This is a genomic window from Nonomuraea fuscirosea (assembly GCF_035917475.1).
GTDB lineage: Bacteria > Actinomycetota > Actinomycetes > Streptosporangiales > Streptosporangiaceae > Nonomuraea > Nonomuraea fuscirosea.
This window is the reverse complement of the sequence record NZ_CP109074.1, coordinates 4,493,807-4,508,840: the sequence shown is the minus strand read 5'-3', so window position 1 is coordinate 4,508,840 and position 15,034 is coordinate 4,493,807. Positions and strand designations below refer to the sequence as shown.

Here is a 15,034-nt window from a genome sequence, read left to right as displayed (position 1 = left end):
TTACCGGAGCGCGGGGCTGTCCCAGCCGGAGACGAACCAGTGGACCTCGCCGGTGGCGGGGTCGTACGCCCGCCGTCTGATCGTGGCGATGTCGCCGCCGTAGACGTGGATCCCGACGGTGGGCACGGTGCCGACGGCCTCGACGGCGTGGACGTCGTCGTCGGTGGTGCAGCAGACGGTCACCTGCCCGGGCGTCCACCGCGTCTCGCCGGCCGGCGTCAGCGGCGCGCCCTCGGTGGTCGCCGTCGGCTTGAGGTAGCGGAACTCGTGCTCGGCGGCCGCGTAGATGCCGGCCACGCCCCAGGTCTCGTGCGAGTGCACGCCGGTCCGCTGGCCCACGTCCCAGACGACGGACGCCAGCGACCAGCCGCCGTCGGCGGCGATGTGCAGCGGGTACGTCAGGTGACGCTCGGGCGAGGCGCGCGTCAGCTCCGGCGGGAGCCGGTAACCGGCGGCCAGCAGCGCGGACAGCCGTTCGGCGACCCGCGCCGTGATCTCGTGTTCGTCGTCGGTGCCGCCCACCACGAGGTCCACGTCGTCGATGAAGGCTCGCAGGAGATTCGCGTGGTCGGTCATGCTGACGCGCCTCGCAGGATCCGGTACTTCAGGTGGGTGACGCCGGGCGCTTCGACGGCTCTGATCTGCTCCAGCCGTACGTCCGCGCCCCCGAGGTCGTCGAGCAGGCGGGAGCCGCCGCCGAGCAGGACCGGGACGACGTGCAGTTCGAGCTCGTCGAGCAGCCCCGCCGCCAGGTACTGGCGGGCGACGTCGCCGCCGCCCCACAGCATGACGTCCTTGCCGCCCGCCGCCTTCATCGCCTGGTCGAGCGCGGACTCGATGCCGTCGGTGACGAAGTGGTACGTGGTCCCGCCGCGCATCTCCACCGGCTCGCGCGAGTGACGGGTGAGCACGAACACGGGGTAGTGGAACGGCGGCTCGTCCCCCCACCAGCCCTTCCACTCCCCGTCGCCCCAGGCGCCGCCGCCGATGGGGCCGAACATGTTGCGGCCCATCAGCCCGGCGCCCAGGTTCGCGATCGACTCCTCGAAGACCCGTGAGCTGGCGGTCACCTCGCCGCCCTGCCCGCCGTGGGCCTCGCGGAAGGCGGCCAGCGGGGCCACCCAGTCGTGCAGCCGGTCGCCGCCCTCGCCGAGCGGGTTCTGCTCGCTCTGGTTCGGGCCGGCCACGTATCCGTCCAGTGAGATCGAGATGTGGCACCTGAGCTTGCTCATCATGCTCTCCGTCCGGGTTCCGCGCCGTCGTCCGGCGCTCTCACTCCCGAGCATGGCGTGACGTACTCATGACGTCTAATGCCAAACTTTCGCCGGACCCATTGATATCTTCGATGGATGCTGAACCTGGTGCATCTGAAGGTTCTGGCGGCGGTGGCGCGGCACGGGTCCGTGACCGAGGCCGCGAAGGAGCTGCACTACTCGCAGCCGTCGGTGAGCCACCACCTGTCCCGCCTGGAAGCGGCCACCGGCGTCAAGCTCGTCCAGCGGGTGGGACGCGGCATCCGGCTGACTCCGGAGGGGCGGCTGCTGGCCGGGCGGGCCACCGAGATCGTCGGGCGGGTCGACGCGGCGGCCATCGAGCTCGCGGCGCAGGTCGGGCTGCGGGCGGGCCGGGTGCGCCTGGCCGCCAACGCCTCGCCGCTGAGCACGATCGTGCCGTCCGCGGCCGTCGCCCTGGCCGAGGCGCATCCGGGGCTGGAGCTGATCCTGGTCGAGCGCCACCCGGTCGAGGCGCTGCAGCTGTTACGGGCCGGCGAGATCGACGTCGCGCTCATCTTCCGCTACGCCGACGCGCCGGTGGAGGAGGAGGGGTTCCGCCTCGCCCACATCGGCTACGACCCGATCTACCTGGTCAGCCGGCAACCCGGCGACAGCATCGCCAACCATCGCGACTCGGCCTGGATCGGCGGCTGCGAACGGTGCCAGGAGGAGCTGGTCACCCTGTGCCGGACGGAGGGCTTCACGCCGCGCATCGGTTCGCTCAGTGACGACATGGTGGTCGTGCAGGCCCTCGTCGCCGCGGGCAAGGGCGTCACCACCCTGCCGGGCCTGGCGTTGCGCGCCCACCGCCGGCCCGACGTCCACACGACGGAGCTGACCGGCTTCACCCGCCGGCTCTACGCCGTCACCTACGGCGATCCGCCCGACCCGCCCGCCACCGTCGCGCTGATCCAGGCCCTCGCGGACGCCGGCCGCCCGGACGCCGGGACCCGGCTAGGCTCATGATCATGAAGGTGCCCGTCGGAGAGCGGATCTCCAGGGCCGGGCACTGGCTCGGCCGGCGATTGGTGGCTCGTCCCGTCGCCACGTTGACGATCATCGGGGTGATCGCCGCGGCCGGATACTTCCTCTTCGGGGTCGCCGTCTCGCTGGCGACAGGGGAGCAGCCGATCCCCTGGTGGCGCTACAGCAGGGACAGCGGGATGCACCTGCTCGTCTGGGTAGGGGTGGGGTTGCTCGTGCGGAGCCGGCTCAAGAAGGGCGACTGACGCTCCGCCGTACGAGCCGCGCAGGCTGGCCATCTTGGTGTGGATACGCCCCATCTCCGGCCAGTCGCCGGTGGGCGGGGCGACGCAGCGGGTGTCACCTCCAGGCGGGCGCGCGGCCTGCTCGGCGGCGCCTGCCTGACCGTCTCGGGGCTGCTGCTGACCTGCCTGCCGCTGATCGACACCCCGCTTCCCGCCATCGTGCTGCTGATGCTCGGGTACGGCATCTCCGTCACCGTCAACACCTTCGCCAACCCGGCCGTGGCCGAACTCGTGCCGCCCGCGCAGCGCGCCGGGATCCTGGGCGTCTTCTCCGGGCTGAGCGTCACCGCCGGCATCGCCAGCCCCGTCATCACCGGGTGGCTGCTGGTCCGGGCGGACACCCCGGCGGCGGGGTACACCACCGCCTTCCTGCTCAGCGGCACCGTACTCGCCGTCGCCGGAGTCCTGTTCGCCCTGCTCGTCCATCCCGAACGTGACCGCCACGACCCCACCAGGAGCGACCATGTCCCAGCCTGAGATCCACCGTCTCGACCTCACCCCTGACGAACTGCTCACCACCACCCGCGCGGTACGCCGCCGGCTGGACGTGACCAGGCCGGTGCCGCGCGAGGTGCTGCTCGACTGCGCCCGCCTGGCCCAGCAGGCGCCCAGCGGACGAAACAGGCAGCGCTGGGACTTCGTCTTCGTCACCGACCCCGAGCAGCGGCGTGACCTGGCCGCCCTGTGGCGCAAGGGCATGGCCCGGCCCGCCGCCCCGCAGTTCCACGGCGGTCCGAGCCGGCACGACTACACCGAGGGCAGCGGCTGGCCGGCCATCGCCGACAGCCTGCGCCACCTCGTCGACATCATCGACCAGGTGCCCGTGCTCCTGGTGCCGTGCATCCAGGTGGGCGCGCGGGCCGAGCTCGGCGACCCGGCGACCCAGGCCGGGATCTGGGGCTCGGCGCTGCCGGCCGTGTGGAGCTTCATGCTGGCGGCGCGCAGCCGCGGGCTCGGCACCGTGTGGACCACCCCGCACCTGAACTACGAACGCGAGGCGGCCGAGCTACTCGGCCTTCCTTACGAGACGACCGTCCAGTGCGCGCTGATCCCCGTCGCCTGGACGATCGGCACGGACTTCAAGCCCGCCCGCCGGGTCCCGGTGGCCGAGGTCGTCCACTGGGAGCGCTGGTAGCGCCCGGCCGGCGATCCAGACGGCGAGCGCGCAGGCCGCGTACCCGGCTCCGAGGAGACTGGAGCCGGCCCAGCCGTGGGCGGCGAACACGGCGGTGGTCGTCGCCGCGCCCAGCGCGGAGCCGAGGGAGTAGAAGATCATGTAGCCGCCGATGACGGTGCTGGTGCGGTCCGGGTGCGCGGCGGTGAGCAGGTGCTGGTTGCTCACGTGCACGGCCTGGACCGCGAGGTCGAGCAGCACGATCCCGGCGACGAGCAGCCACAGCGCCGCAGGCAGTTGCGCGATGGCCGCCCACGACAGGACGAGCAGGGTGAGCGCGAGACCGGTGACCGGGCCCGCCCGCCCAGCGTCCGCCCACCGGCCCGCGCGGGCCGCGCCCACCGCTCCGGCCAGCCCGGCGAGGCCCAGCAGTCCGATCCGGCTCTCGCTGAGCTCCCACGGCGGGCCCGCCAGCGGCAGGGACAGCCCACTCCACAGGGTGCCGAACGCCGCGAACAGGAAGAAGGCGATGAGCCCGCGCGTCAGAAAGAGACGCCGGGTGAACAGCTCGCCGAGCCCGGCGAGGGCCCGCCGGTATCCGGCGCTCCGGCCGGGGCGCTCCTCCCGGGGCAAGGCGGCCAGGACGAGGGCGGCCAGGCCGAGCGACAGCGCCGCGAGTACGGCGTAGACGCTCCGCCAGCCCCAGAGGTCGGCGAGCGCACCGGTGACGACCCGCGCGCCGAGGATGCCGGCCACGACGCCTGAGGTCACGACCCCGATGTTCCGCCCGCGTTCGGCCGGCGGCGAGAGCGAGGCCGCGTAGGCCACCGTGGTCTGCACCACGACCGCGAACACCCCGGCCGCCGCGAGCCCCGCGAACGCCGTCCACGCGGCCGGCGCCGACGCGGTCAGGATCAGGCCCGCCGCGATGAGCGCCAGGTGCGCGGCGATGAGTCGCCGCCGGTCGACCACGTCGCCGAGCGGCACCAGCAGCACCAGCCCGGCCAGGTAGCCGATCTGGCCGGTCGCCACGATCCACCCGGTCAGCTCCGCAGGAACGCCGAGCTCCTGTCCCATCGGCTGCAGAACGGGCTGCGCCGCGTACACGCTCGCCACCGCGACACCGCACACCACCGCCAGCAGCCACCGCCGCCACACGTCCATCGCACTCCCACCCCGAATCAGTAGCACATTGCAACCGTTTCGACCGTAGGACATAATGGTTTCAAATCGCAACTGATTCAGGAGGGGCTCATGGCGCGCGACTGGACCGACCCCGAGTGCCCCGTCGCCCGGGCGCTCGACCTCGTCGGCGACCGGTGGAGCCTGCTCGTCGTCCGCGACGCGATGGACGGGGCGCGCTCGTTCACCGAGTTCCAGCGGCGCACCGGCATCGCCCGCAACATCCTCACCGACCGCCTGCGCAGGCTCACCGAGAGCGGGCTGCTCGCCCAGCGCACCGCGCCGTCGGGGCGGCGGCGCGAATACGTGCTCACCGACGCCGGCCGCGACCTCTTCCCGGTCATCCTCACCCTGCGGCAGTGGGGGGAACGCCACGCCTTCGACCCGGGGGAGAGCCACTCCACCCTGGTCGACCTGCACGGCGTCCCCGTCCCCGGCCTCACGCCGACCGGCGCGGACGGCACCCGCCTCGGCACCGACACCACCCGGGTGCGGAAGGTGGCGACGGGCTGAACCGGGGCCGTCAGTCCCCGTGGACGGGCTTCTTCGCCACCCGCCGCTCCGACACCAGCGGTCAGCAGCACACGGGGAGAGGGCCGGCCGTCACCGGACGGGTCGCTTCGCCCGCGTCGAGCTCCAGGTGGGTGCCGGTGAAGGCGGCGCGCAGGCGGCGGTCGTGGGTGACGATGACGAGCGCGCCCCGGTAGACGCTCAGCGCCTGCTCCAGGTCGTCCATCAGGCCGGGGGACAGGTGGTTGGTCGGTTCGTCCAGGAGCAGCAGGTCGGCCGGCTCGCTGACCACGCGGGCGAGTTCGAGCCTGCGGCGCAGGCCGGGGGAGAGGGCCGCGACCGGCGTGGCGAGCTGGGCGGCGCGGAACAGGCCGAGCGCGAGCAGCGTGTCGGCGTGCCCGTCCGGATCCCCCGGGCGCCCGGCCGCGAACGCCTCCAGCACCGTGCCCGTCCCGTACGCCAGGCCGTCGTCCTGACGCAGGCGCCCCACGCGCGGCCTTCCGCGGACCGTGCCGGCGTCGGGGGTGAGCTCGCGGGCCAGCACGCGCAGGAGCGTGGTCTTGCCCGCCCCGTTCGGGCCGGTGACCAGCAGCCGGGCTCCCGGTTCGACGCGCAGCGACTCGACCCGCAGGCGTTCCCCCACCCGTACCTCCGTCAGCTCCACGAGGGGGCCCGTGGTGACGTCGGCCGCGATGCGGGCGGCGAAGCGCAGCGGTCGCGGAGGCGGCGGAACCGGGCTCAGGTGGAGCCGGCGCAGCCGTTCACGAGCGCCGCGGATCCTGCTCATCGCCCCGTGCGCCCGCGACCGGGCGCGGAAGGCGCCCGCCCCGCTGAAGGCGGCCGGCGCCTTGCGCGGGATGACGGCCAGCCGTTGCGCGTGCACGTCGGCCAGCCCCTCCGCGCGGGTCACCTCGGCGCGCCACTCCTCGTGCTCACGCGCCCAGCGCGCCCTGGCCGCCGCCTTGGCCGCCAGGAAGCCGGGGTAGCCGTTGCCGTAACGGCGCACGGTACGCAGGTCGCCGTCCACCTCCACGATGACGGAGGTGACCCGTTCCAGGAACAGCCGGTCGTGCGTGACCGCGACCAGGGTGCCCCGGTGCGCCCGCAGGTGCTGCTCCAGCCAGGCCACGGCCTGGTCGTCGAGGTCGTTGGTGGGTTCGTCGAGCAGCAGCACCTCGGGCGCCGCGGCCAGGGTCGCCGCCAGCGCCAGCCTGGACCTCTGCCCGCCCGACAGGGTGCCGAGCGGACGGGCGCGGTCAAGGCCCGGCAGGCCGAGCGCGTCCAGCATGATCTCGACCCTGGTGTCGGCCTGGTACCCGTCGCGGGCTTCGAACCGGGCGACCAGGCCGGCATAGTCGTCCAGCTCGACCGGCGTGGCGTCACCCAGGCCGAGCTCGGCGTCCCTGATCCGGCGTTCCAGCTCGCGCAGGTCCGCCAGCGCGAGATCGACGGCTTCGCCGGCGGTCGCGGTGAGGGGCAGGTCCAGCGTCTGGGCCAGGTAGCCGACACCGCCGGGCGCGGCGAGGTCGGTGACGCCGTTGTCGGGCCGGCAGCGTCCGGCGAGCAGGCGCAGCAGGGTGGACTTGCCGGAGCCGTTGTCGCCGATCACGCCGACCTTCTCGCCGGGCTTGACCGTGAGCGAGACCTCGTTGAGCACGATCGTGTCGTCATACCGCTTGGTGACGCCGGACAGGATGAGCCGGGTGTCGGACGAAGGGGGGCCGATGCGCATGAAACTCCCGATTGATGGTGTGCGAGACGATTCGTCTCGTCTCGTTGCAAGGGGACGATAGCCCTTACACCATTCGAATGCAAGACGGACCGTCTCGTTTCGCTTCTCAGGCGTCAGGACGCGCTCGAAGCGGGGTGCTCCGAGGGGGCCTGCCGTCAAGGACGCTGTCACCACGTACCCGCGAATGCATTGAGGCCGGCCAGTGGGCGCGATCCGATTCAGGTAAGTGGGCGCTTCCCAGGGAAAGTCTTAGTCATATGTTGCCCATTAATATCCAGAAAAATGCCCTTATCTTGCCTTTAGGTGCTGATACGTCGTTTGTCCTGCTTAGTCTGGAAGGCGACCGTGTCGGCCCCGCATGCTGCGATCCGCACGGGGAGGGAGCGAAGTGTCACGACTGCCACACCCGCGCTCCATCCGGGCGCGTTACACCATCGTCGCCGCCGGATTCTCGCTGATCATCATGGCAGTGTTCGGCACGACCCTGGACCTCGCCATTCGCAATCGGATCCAGGCCAACACCTTCGACGAGGCCGAACGCGTGGCCAGCCAATGGAGCGCGCAGGCGCGAACCGGCTACGTCCCCCGGCAGATTCCCGCCCACGCACCCGTCGACCTCATCCAGATCGTCGACGCCCGACGGCGGGTCGTCGACGCCAGCGCGCTCGCTTCCAAGACCGTCCCGCTCAGCCGTCTCAGACCCCCGTCGAACGACCGCTTCCAGCGCGACATCGAGTGCCCGGACAGGGGCCGCTGTGTCATCCTCATGGCCATCCGCCTGACCCCCGCAACCGACGCGGGCGTCGTCTACGCCGGCGTCCGGGAACCCGACCTCCTGGCGACCCACGGCCTCGAATACTCCATCGCCTCCGGCATCCTGCTGATCACCGGCATCGCCGCCTGGACCACCTGGGCACTCGTCGGGCGCACGCTCCGCCCCGTCGAGGCGATCAGAGCCCGGATCTCCGAGATCACCGTGAGCGACCTGAGCCTGCGCGTCCCCGTGCCACCCGGCGGCGACGAGATCAGCGAGCTCGCCAGCACCGCCAACCAGACTCTCTCCCAATTGGAGGGCGCGGTCGAACAGCAACGCCAGTTCGCCTCCACGACCTCCCACGAGCTGCGCACCCCCATCGCCGGGTTGCGCACCCAGCTGGAGGAGGCACTGCGCTATCCCGACGACGTCGACCCCCAGCAGGCCATCAGGTCGGCGCTCACGACCACCGACCGGCTGGAGGCCATCGTCAACGACCTCCTCCTGCTCGCCCGCCTGCGCGCCGCCGACCCGGCGCCCGCGGAGAACATCGACATCGGCGAGCTCATCACCGCCGAGGTGACCACCCGGCCCCAGCCCATCCCCATAAACGTCAATGCGCCCCCCGGGCTCAAGACCTGCGGCTCCAGGATGCAGCTCATCCGCGTGCTGGACAACCTGGTCGCCAACGCCCAGAGACACGCCGAGTCCACCGTCGACATCTCCGCCGAGGCGGTCGGCGACGGGCTCGTCGTCACCGTGGCCGACGACGGGCCCGGCATCCCGCCGGCCCATCGCGAGCGCGTCTTCGAACGCTTCGTCCGCCTCGACGACGGACGCCGCCGGGACCCGGGAGGCAGCGGGCTCGGCCTCGCGATCTCCCGCGACATCGCCCGCGCCCACCAGGGCACGCTCCGGGTGGAGGACTCGCCGAAAGGGGCGAAGTTCGTGTTGTGGCTGCCGCTCCTGCCCTGCCGCCCGGAGCAGACCTGACCCTGCTGTCCCGCGACGACGACGCCGTCACGCCCGCGGCCACGATGCAGGCGATCGAGCCGGTGGCCGTCCTCCTGCGGGACCTGAGGTCATCGCGGGCGGGCGGCCGAGTCGCACACCGCTCGTTCAGGCGCTATCTCACGGCGCGATTGCCCTGCTACCTGGGTCGAATCCGCTCGGGTGTGCTTGGTGACAGCTTCCTCAACGACAGGCCGAGAGCCGTCGCGTACGGACGATTCCCCAGCCGACCAGCGCCGCCGCCACCAGCGTGAGCGCGAGGCCGGCCACCGTGACCGCCTCCCCGAACTCCGCGCTCTGCCGCGCACTCCACCCCGAGGCGGCGATGTCGCCGGTGAACAGCGCCGCGAGGACGGTGCCGATGACCGCGATGCCGGCGCCGGAGGTGACCTCGCCGGCCGTGTCGGTGAGCGCCGCGCCGATCGTGGTCCGGTCGGGCGGCAGGCCGCGGAGCACGTTGACCCCGGCGACGACGCCGACCACGCGCATCCCGGCCGCCGTGAGCACCAGCGCGAGCGCGACCCAGCCGTACCCGAGCCGGCCCAGCAGGGCGTAGACGGCGAGGCCGCCGACGACCGCCGTGGCGCTGAGCCAGGCGGCCCGGTCGAGCCCGGCCCGCCGGACGAACGCGCCGACGAACGCGCCGCCGGCGATGAGGACGGCCACCTGCGGCAACATCCCGATGGCGGCGAGCGCGGGAGTCCACCCCCAGTCGAGCTGCAACTGCAGCGTCACCATGTAGCCGAGGCCGGCGGTCGCCAGCCCGGCCGCGGCCTTGAACGCCAGGCCGCTCGACACCAGCGGGTGCGCGACGAGCTTGAGGTCGAGGAGCGGGTGCCGGGCCGCGCGCTGGCGCAGGACGAACGCGACCGCTCCCGCGACGGCCGCCGCCGTGGCCGTCCACGCCGGCCATGATCCGGCGCCCCCGTCGACGAAGAGCGTCGGCGCGACGAGCGCGAGCACGACCGTCGCCGTGCCCAGCGCCGCCCCCGCGACGTCCACCGGATCGCGGTGCAGGCCGGCCGCGTCGTCCGCGGTGACGCCCGCCCGGATGCCGATGATCGCGAGTACCGCGATCGGCACGTTCACCAGCAGCAGGGCCTGCCAGGGCGCGACCGCGAGCACGAGGCCGCCCGCCGTCGGGCCGATCGCCAGCCCGACCAGGCCCACGGTCGAGATGAGGGTCGTCGCGCGGACGCGCAGGCCGTCTTCCTCGAACAACCGGAAGGCCAGCGCCATCGAGCCGGGCGTCGTCATCGCGGCCGCGACGCCCATCGCCACCCGTACGGCGATGAGCTGCTCCGCCGTGCGCACGAGAACGGTGGCCAGGCCGGCCAGGCCGAGCAGGACCAGCCCGGCGAGCATGACCCGGCGCCGGCCGAACCGGTCGGCGACCGCGCCGAACACCAGCATCGACCCGCCGAACACGACCGCGTACGCCCCCGTCACCCACTGCAGCGCGGTCGTGGAGGCGTGCAGTTCGCGGCCGATGGTGGGCAGTGCGACGTTCAGGATCGAGTTGTCCAGCATCTCGAAGAGAAACACCGCGGACAGCCCCGCCAGGGCCACCCAGGCCTCCCGCAACGATCGCGGCGCACCCGCGGTCTGCTCCAGCACTGACATCTCCTTCACATAGAAGGCCCTGCTTGAATGAACGCGTCATGCCGTCCGATGGGGCGCGGACGCCGATGGCCGGTGGCGCGGGTGGGGGCCCGCCACTAGATTAGGTGACTAAATTTAGTCACACAAGAGAGTGAGGCTGGATGCCCAGAACGGGAGAGCGCGGCGGGCCGCGGACGCGGGCGAAGATCTCGCAGGTCGCGACCCGGTTGTTCCTGGAGCGCGGCTTCGACGCCGTCACGGTCGCCGAGATCGGGCGGGAGGCCGGGGTGTCGAGCGTGACGGTCTTCAACCACTTCCCACGCAAGGAGGACCTGCTCCTCGATCGCGGGGACGACGCCAAGGAGCTCCTGCGCTCGGCGGTGCGCGACCGAGCGGCGGGCGTCGACGTACTGGAGTCCCTGCGTGCGGCGACCCTGCGCCTCGTCGACGACCGGCACGCGCTCTCGGGGCTGAAAGACGGATCCGTCCCCTTCTTCAGGACCGTCGCGGCCTCGCCCGCGCTGATCGCCCGGGCGCGGGAGATCGCCGCCGACCTGCAACGGGTCCTCGCGGAGGAGTTCGAACGCGACCCCGCCTTCGACGGCGACGGCCCGCTGCTCGCCGCCTTCTTCGTCGCCGGCTACGGCAGCGTGATGGTGGAGACCGCGCGCCGCCTCATCGCCGGAGAGCCGCCGGCGGCCGTGGCGGACGACCACCGGGCACGCCTGGAGCGGCTGTTCGCCGCCCTGCGCGACGGGGTGATGCCGCGTACGTGAGTGCCTGGCCGGCCAGGCACTCGCCCTTACCGCCCGCCCTTACTGCTCGCCGGCGGCGGTGGCCTCGGCCGGCCCGTAGATCAGGTACACCACACCGGTGCTGAAGGTCTCGGACCTGATCAGCCGCAGCGGGACGGAGTCCGTGCCCTCGTCGAACAGGCGCTCGCCCTTGCGGACGGCGATCGGGTGCACGAGCAGGTGCAGCTCGTCCACCAGCCCCGCCGCCAGCAGCTGGCGGACCACCGAGACCGACCCGCTCACGGCGATGGGGCCGCCCGGCTCGTTCTTCAGTTCCGTGACCGCCTTCACCAGGTCGCCCTGGAGCAGCTCGGAGTTGCGCCAGGTGAACTCCAGCGGCTGGCGGGACACGACGATCTTCCGCGCGTCGCCGAGCGACGCGGCGAACCCGGCGTCCTCGCCGCCCTCCGCCTCCCGCTCGGGCCACGCTCCGGCGAAGCTGTCGTACGTCTTGCGCCCCAGGATCAGGGTGTCGGCCATCTGCGCCGTCACGGCGGCGCCCATCTCGTCGTTGAAGTACGGGAAGTGCCAGTCCGAGGGCTCCTCGACGACGCCGTCGAGCGAGATGAACAGGCTTGCCGCGATCTTCCTCATGCTGTTTCTCCAGGTGAGGGGCGGGGCCGTCCGGCCCTGCCGTGTTGGTGTGCCTGTAGTCTCGCGGCTCCGGCTTACGGATCCCTTCAGGTCTTCCTCAGGTCTTCCTCTGGACGGGACGAGGCTCGCGGGTACGCCGCCATAAGCCGCTGCGCCTGCCCTTGTGCTTCCCGCAGCACCAGGCCGTGCCCCGTCACGACGAGCGGGGCCGGGTAGCTCCAGCTCGCGATCACCACCGACGGCGGCCAGGCCAAGGGAGAGGTGCGGCTCAACCGCGCCACGGGCACGATCAGCTACATCGTGGGAGCGGCACACCGCGGACAACGCCTGGCCACCCGGGCGCTGCTGCTGATGACCGAACACGCTCGCGGCGAGCTGGGCTTGGCCCAGGTGTCGCTGGAGATCGAGCCCGACAACCACCCCAGCATCGCCGTGGCCAGAGCCGCCGGTTTCCGCCGCACCGACACACCGCCAGAAGTGGTCACGGTCCGGGACCGCAGCTACACCCTGCACGTCTGGTCTCATCAACCATCCGCCTGAGCCGGCCGGAGAACGGGGGCTCAGAATTGCGCGTTGGTCATCGTGTACCACGTCGGAACGAATGTCAGCAGGACAATCCCGATGAGGACCGCGAACGACCCGACCATGCGGGCGGTGGTGATGTTCCCGGGTGCGACAGGCCGCAGCCTCCAACGTCCGGCCGTGATGAAGGCCGCCGCGCCTCCCAGGACGAGATTGGCGGGCACCAACGCGTACTCGCCGCGCACGATGTGAAAAGCCGCCGCGAGGATCATCGTCAGCGTCAGGCCTGCGGCGGCGAGCGGCGTCAGCACCGGCTTCACCTTCGCCATCGCCGGCAGGATCAGGCCGACGCCGCCCAATACCTCGCAGATCCCGATGAAGACGATCAGGGGCTGCGACACGGCGGCGTACCAGGCGACGGCTTGAGGCGCGGCCGCGTAGAGGGCGGCGTCGTACATGAGCACCTTGCCGAAACCACTGCCGGCGAAGAAGAACCCGAACAACGCTTGCAGCACCCAGAGCACGCCATTGAGCGTGAATCGTATTCCGCGCCTCTTCGGCTGCTCGATATCCCTGATGCCGAGCTGGTCGGAACTGACGTGCACGTTCATCTGTGTTCGCTACCTCCTCGGGAATTCAACTTTCGTGACGGCACCACCGGCCGCCCATGGGTGAGCACCGCTGGCCGACGGTGACTTTCCGGACGCCCACCAGCCTGACCGCGGGCCGGCACTGACGACAACGCCAGGTCCGATAACGTGCCTTAACCTCTCGCTTAACGACGAAAGAGCGCACGTGGAGTTGCGGGACATCGAGATCTTCCTGACCCTGGCCGAGGAGCTGCACTTCGGCCGGACCGCCGAGCGGTTGCACGTGACACCCGCCCGCGTCAGTCAGTCGATCAAGAAGCAGGAGCGGCGTATCGGGGCCGCCCTGTTCGAACGCAACAACAGGGCCGTGACGCTGACGCCGATCGGCAGGCAGCTGTTCGAGGACCTGCGGCCGATGTACCGCGGCCTGCACGAAGGCTTCGAACGCGCCATCCGCGCGGCCGGCGGCAAGACCGAGGTGCTGCGCCTGGGCATGCTGTCCAGCAACGTCCAGGATTTCCGGCCGCTGCTCGACGGGTTCCACGCCCGGCATCCGGCGTGCGAGGCGCAGATCCGCTACGTCGGCTTCGGCGACCCGTTCGGGCCGCTGCGCGACGGGGAGGTCGACGTCCAGATCGCCTGGCTACCTGTCAGGGAGGCCGACCTCACAGTGGGTCCGGTCGTCCGCATCGAGCCCGTCGTCCTCGCCGTCGGCGCCGGTCACCGGCTGGCCGGGCAGGAGACCGTCTCGTACGAGGACCTGGCCGGCGAAGCCGTCATCGGCGGCGCCAAACCCGACTACTGGCGCGAAGCCCTCGTCCCCAGCCACACCCCCAGCGGGCGGCCGATCCGCATCGGGCCGGCCGTCACCGCCGAGAGCGAACTGCTCCCCATCCTGTCCAACGGCGAAGCCGTCGCGCTCGTGCACTCCCACGCGAGCCGGTACCACTCGCGGCCCGACATCGCCTACGTGCCCGTCCGCGACGCGCCGCCGGCTCGATGGGCCCTGCTGTGGCGTACCGCCACCGAAACCGACCTGATCCGGTCGTTCGCGCTCACCGCCCGGCAGGTCGGGCCCAACGTGGCTGGGGACGAGCGACCCACGGACAGCGGCCAGGACCAGGAAGGATCTTGATCGAACGGCTTCCTCGCTGGTCACGCCGCCCACGCGGTGATCGCATCCACGTCTGATTCCAGCTGTCCCAATGGTCCCCACCAGGGCCACATCAACAAGATCGGACCAGAGATAGGGCAGGGCGGCGGCGACGATGGCCATGAGGACGACGGCCACCGCCCACCGCAGTGTCTTCTACACGATGCCCGGTCATGGATGGCGTCCGGCCCTCTCGGGGCTGGCCGGGCCCCCGTCCCGGCCGGCCGGCACGGCTTCTGGTCATGGTTCGGCACTTTTTTCCGCCCGCTGTTTTGACGACGGGCTCAGCAGCGGGGTTCGCGATCAGCCTTCGCGGGTGACGGAGTTCGGGATGCTCCAGGGGCTGCAATCGGAGCTGAAGGTGCCGCGGTCGCAGCCTTCGACGCTGAAGCTGAACGTCGTCCTGCAGCCGCCGTGGGCGCTGCAGGTCATGGCCTCCTCACCGTTCGAGCTCGGGGCGTGCACATCGACGGGCAGGCTGAAGCCGCCGCTCCATGGGGTCTGGCGGATGACCCTGACCTGGCGGTTGCCGTTGCCGTTCTTGTAGTCCCAGTCGCGGCCGAGGCCGCTCCAGGCGAAGGAGACGCGGTCGCGGGTGAAGTAGGCCCGGACGAGAGTGCCGTTGCCGAGGTTCGGCGACCAGACGATCTTGCCGTTGCGGAAGCGCTGCCAGGAGCCCTTCTTGTCCGGGTAGCCGAACTCCTTGGTCGTGGGGCAGCCGAACACGCTCCTCTCGCCCCCGTTGGAGCGCCACAGGCCACCGATGAGGCTGCCGGCGGGCGCCACCAGCGAGGAGTCGCACGCGCTACTGGCGGATGCGGCCTGTGGTCCGGCGAGACAGACGGCGGCCGTCGCCACGACGGCGGCCAGAGCGGTGAGGGAACGGGAAGCTGTGCGGTCCATGGGGGTTTCCTTCGGGAGAGATCGGTGTGGC

16 protein-coding genes and 1 pseudogene are annotated in these 15,034 nt (G+C 71.7%); 9 read left to right on the top strand and 8 right to left on the bottom strand.

All coding sequences use genetic code 11. The features are described 5' to 3' along the window. Positions 1-576, bottom strand: coding sequence for a cysteine dioxygenase family protein (locus OIE67_RS20660; protein ID WP_326642726.1), 576 nt, complete (start codon positions 574-576; stop codon positions 1-3). After that, a complete protein-coding gene (locus OIE67_RS20655) occupies positions 573-1,235 on the bottom strand; it encodes a dihydrofolate reductase family protein (RefSeq protein ID WP_326642724.1) in 663 nt (220 codons plus the stop codon). Before OIE67_RS20655 ends, OIE67_RS20660 begins: the two co-directional genes overlap by 4 nt. Positions 1,236-1,349: 114 nt before the next feature. Here OIE67_RS20655 and OIE67_RS20650 point away from each other — a divergent pair, with 114 nt between their 5' ends. The 4 genes and pseudogenes from OIE67_RS20650 to OIE67_RS20635 all read left to right on the top strand — a co-directional run. Next, on the top strand, positions 1,350-2,240 hold the full coding sequence (locus OIE67_RS20650; RefSeq protein WP_326642722.1) for a LysR family transcriptional regulator: 891 nt from the start codon (positions 1,350-1,352) through the stop codon (positions 2,238-2,240). 2 nt (positions 2,241-2,242) lie between these two features. Next, positions 2,243-2,503: a hypothetical protein gene (locus tag OIE67_RS20645; RefSeq protein ID WP_326642720.1), complete on the top strand. Its 261-nt coding sequence runs from the start codon at positions 2,243-2,245 to the stop codon at positions 2,501-2,503. A 39-nt stretch (positions 2,504-2,542) separates the two neighbouring features. Then, positions 2,543-3,019: an MFS transporter gene (locus OIE67_RS20640; RefSeq protein WP_326642718.1), complete on the top strand. Its 477-nt coding sequence runs from the start codon at positions 2,543-2,545 to the stop codon at positions 3,017-3,019. After that, positions 3,006-3,530, top strand: a pseudogene (locus tag OIE67_RS20635) (nitroreductase family protein); the annotation flags it as partial. The gene OIE67_RS20640 and the pseudogene OIE67_RS20635, both read left to right, overlap by 14 nt. Positions 3,531-3,548: 18 nt before the next feature. Here the strand turns inward: OIE67_RS20635 and OIE67_RS20630 are convergent. Beyond that, positions 3,549-4,820: an MFS transporter gene (locus tag OIE67_RS20630; RefSeq protein ID WP_326642715.1), complete on the bottom strand. Its 1,272-nt coding sequence runs from the start codon at positions 4,818-4,820 to the stop codon at positions 3,549-3,551. Between the two features lie 90 nt (positions 4,821-4,910). Between OIE67_RS20630 and OIE67_RS20625 the strand changes: the two genes are divergently transcribed. Beyond that, positions 4,911-5,351, top strand: a complete 441-nt coding sequence (locus OIE67_RS20625) for a winged helix-turn-helix transcriptional regulator (protein WP_326642713.1) — start codon at positions 4,911-4,913, stop codon at positions 5,349-5,351. 61 nt (positions 5,352-5,412) lie between these two features. Here the strand turns inward: OIE67_RS20625 and abc-f are convergent, their stop codons facing one another. Then, positions 5,413-7,080, bottom strand: coding sequence for a ribosomal protection-like ABC-F family protein (gene abc-f / locus OIE67_RS20620; RefSeq protein WP_326642711.1), 1,668 nt, complete (start codon positions 7,078-7,080; stop codon positions 5,413-5,415). 388 nt (positions 7,081-7,468) lie between these two features. Between abc-f and OIE67_RS20615 the strand changes: the two genes are divergently transcribed. Beyond that, entirely contained in the window at positions 7,469-8,827 is a 1,359-nt protein-coding gene (locus tag OIE67_RS20615) for a sensor histidine kinase (protein WP_326642709.1), read from the top strand. A 201-nt stretch (positions 8,828-9,028) separates the two neighbouring features. Here the strand turns inward: OIE67_RS20615 and OIE67_RS20610 are convergent, their stop codons facing one another. Then, complete coding sequence (locus tag OIE67_RS20610; protein WP_326642707.1) at positions 9,029-10,462, bottom strand: MFS transporter; 1,434 nt, start codon at positions 10,460-10,462, stop codon at positions 9,029-9,031. Between the two features lie 146 nt (positions 10,463-10,608). Between OIE67_RS20610 and OIE67_RS20605 the strand changes: the two genes are divergently transcribed. Further along, positions 10,609-11,223, top strand: coding sequence for a TetR/AcrR family transcriptional regulator (locus OIE67_RS20605; RefSeq protein WP_326642705.1), 615 nt, complete (start codon positions 10,609-10,611; stop codon positions 11,221-11,223). A gap of 39 nt (positions 11,224-11,262) precedes the next feature. Here OIE67_RS20605 and OIE67_RS20600 read toward each other — a convergent pair whose 3' ends face one another. Then, positions 11,263-11,835 carry a dihydrofolate reductase family protein gene (locus OIE67_RS20600; RefSeq protein ID WP_326642703.1) on the bottom strand — a complete coding sequence of 191 codons (573 nt, stop codon included), beginning with the start codon at positions 11,833-11,835 and terminating at the stop codon, positions 11,263-11,265. Between the two features lie 261 nt (positions 11,836-12,096). On the opposite strand from OIE67_RS20600, the gene OIE67_RS20595 reads away from it, so the two are divergent. Then, complete coding sequence (locus OIE67_RS20595) at positions 12,097-12,375, top strand: GNAT family N-acetyltransferase (protein WP_326642701.1); 279 nt, start codon at positions 12,097-12,099, stop codon at positions 12,373-12,375. 20 nt (positions 12,376-12,395) lie between these two features. Here the strand turns inward: OIE67_RS20595 and OIE67_RS20590 are convergent, their stop codons facing one another. Continuing rightward, a complete protein-coding gene (locus OIE67_RS20590; RefSeq protein WP_326642699.1) occupies positions 12,396-12,968 on the bottom strand; it encodes a DoxX family protein in 573 nt (190 codons plus the stop codon). Positions 12,969-13,152: 184 nt separating this feature from the next. On the opposite strand from OIE67_RS20590, the gene OIE67_RS20585 reads away from it, so the two are divergent. Continuing rightward, positions 13,153-14,082 (top strand): LysR family transcriptional regulator, encoded by a 930-nt coding sequence (locus tag OIE67_RS20585; RefSeq protein WP_326642697.1) that lies wholly within the window; start codon positions 13,153-13,155, stop codon positions 14,080-14,082. Between the two features lie 321 nt (positions 14,083-14,403). On the opposite strand, the gene OIE67_RS20580 is transcribed toward OIE67_RS20585, so the two are convergent. Beyond that, positions 14,404-15,003: an LGFP repeat-containing protein gene (locus OIE67_RS20580; protein WP_326642695.1), complete on the bottom strand. Its 600-nt coding sequence runs from the start codon at positions 15,001-15,003 to the stop codon at positions 14,404-14,406. Between the last annotated feature and the right edge of the window lie 31 nt (positions 15,004-15,034).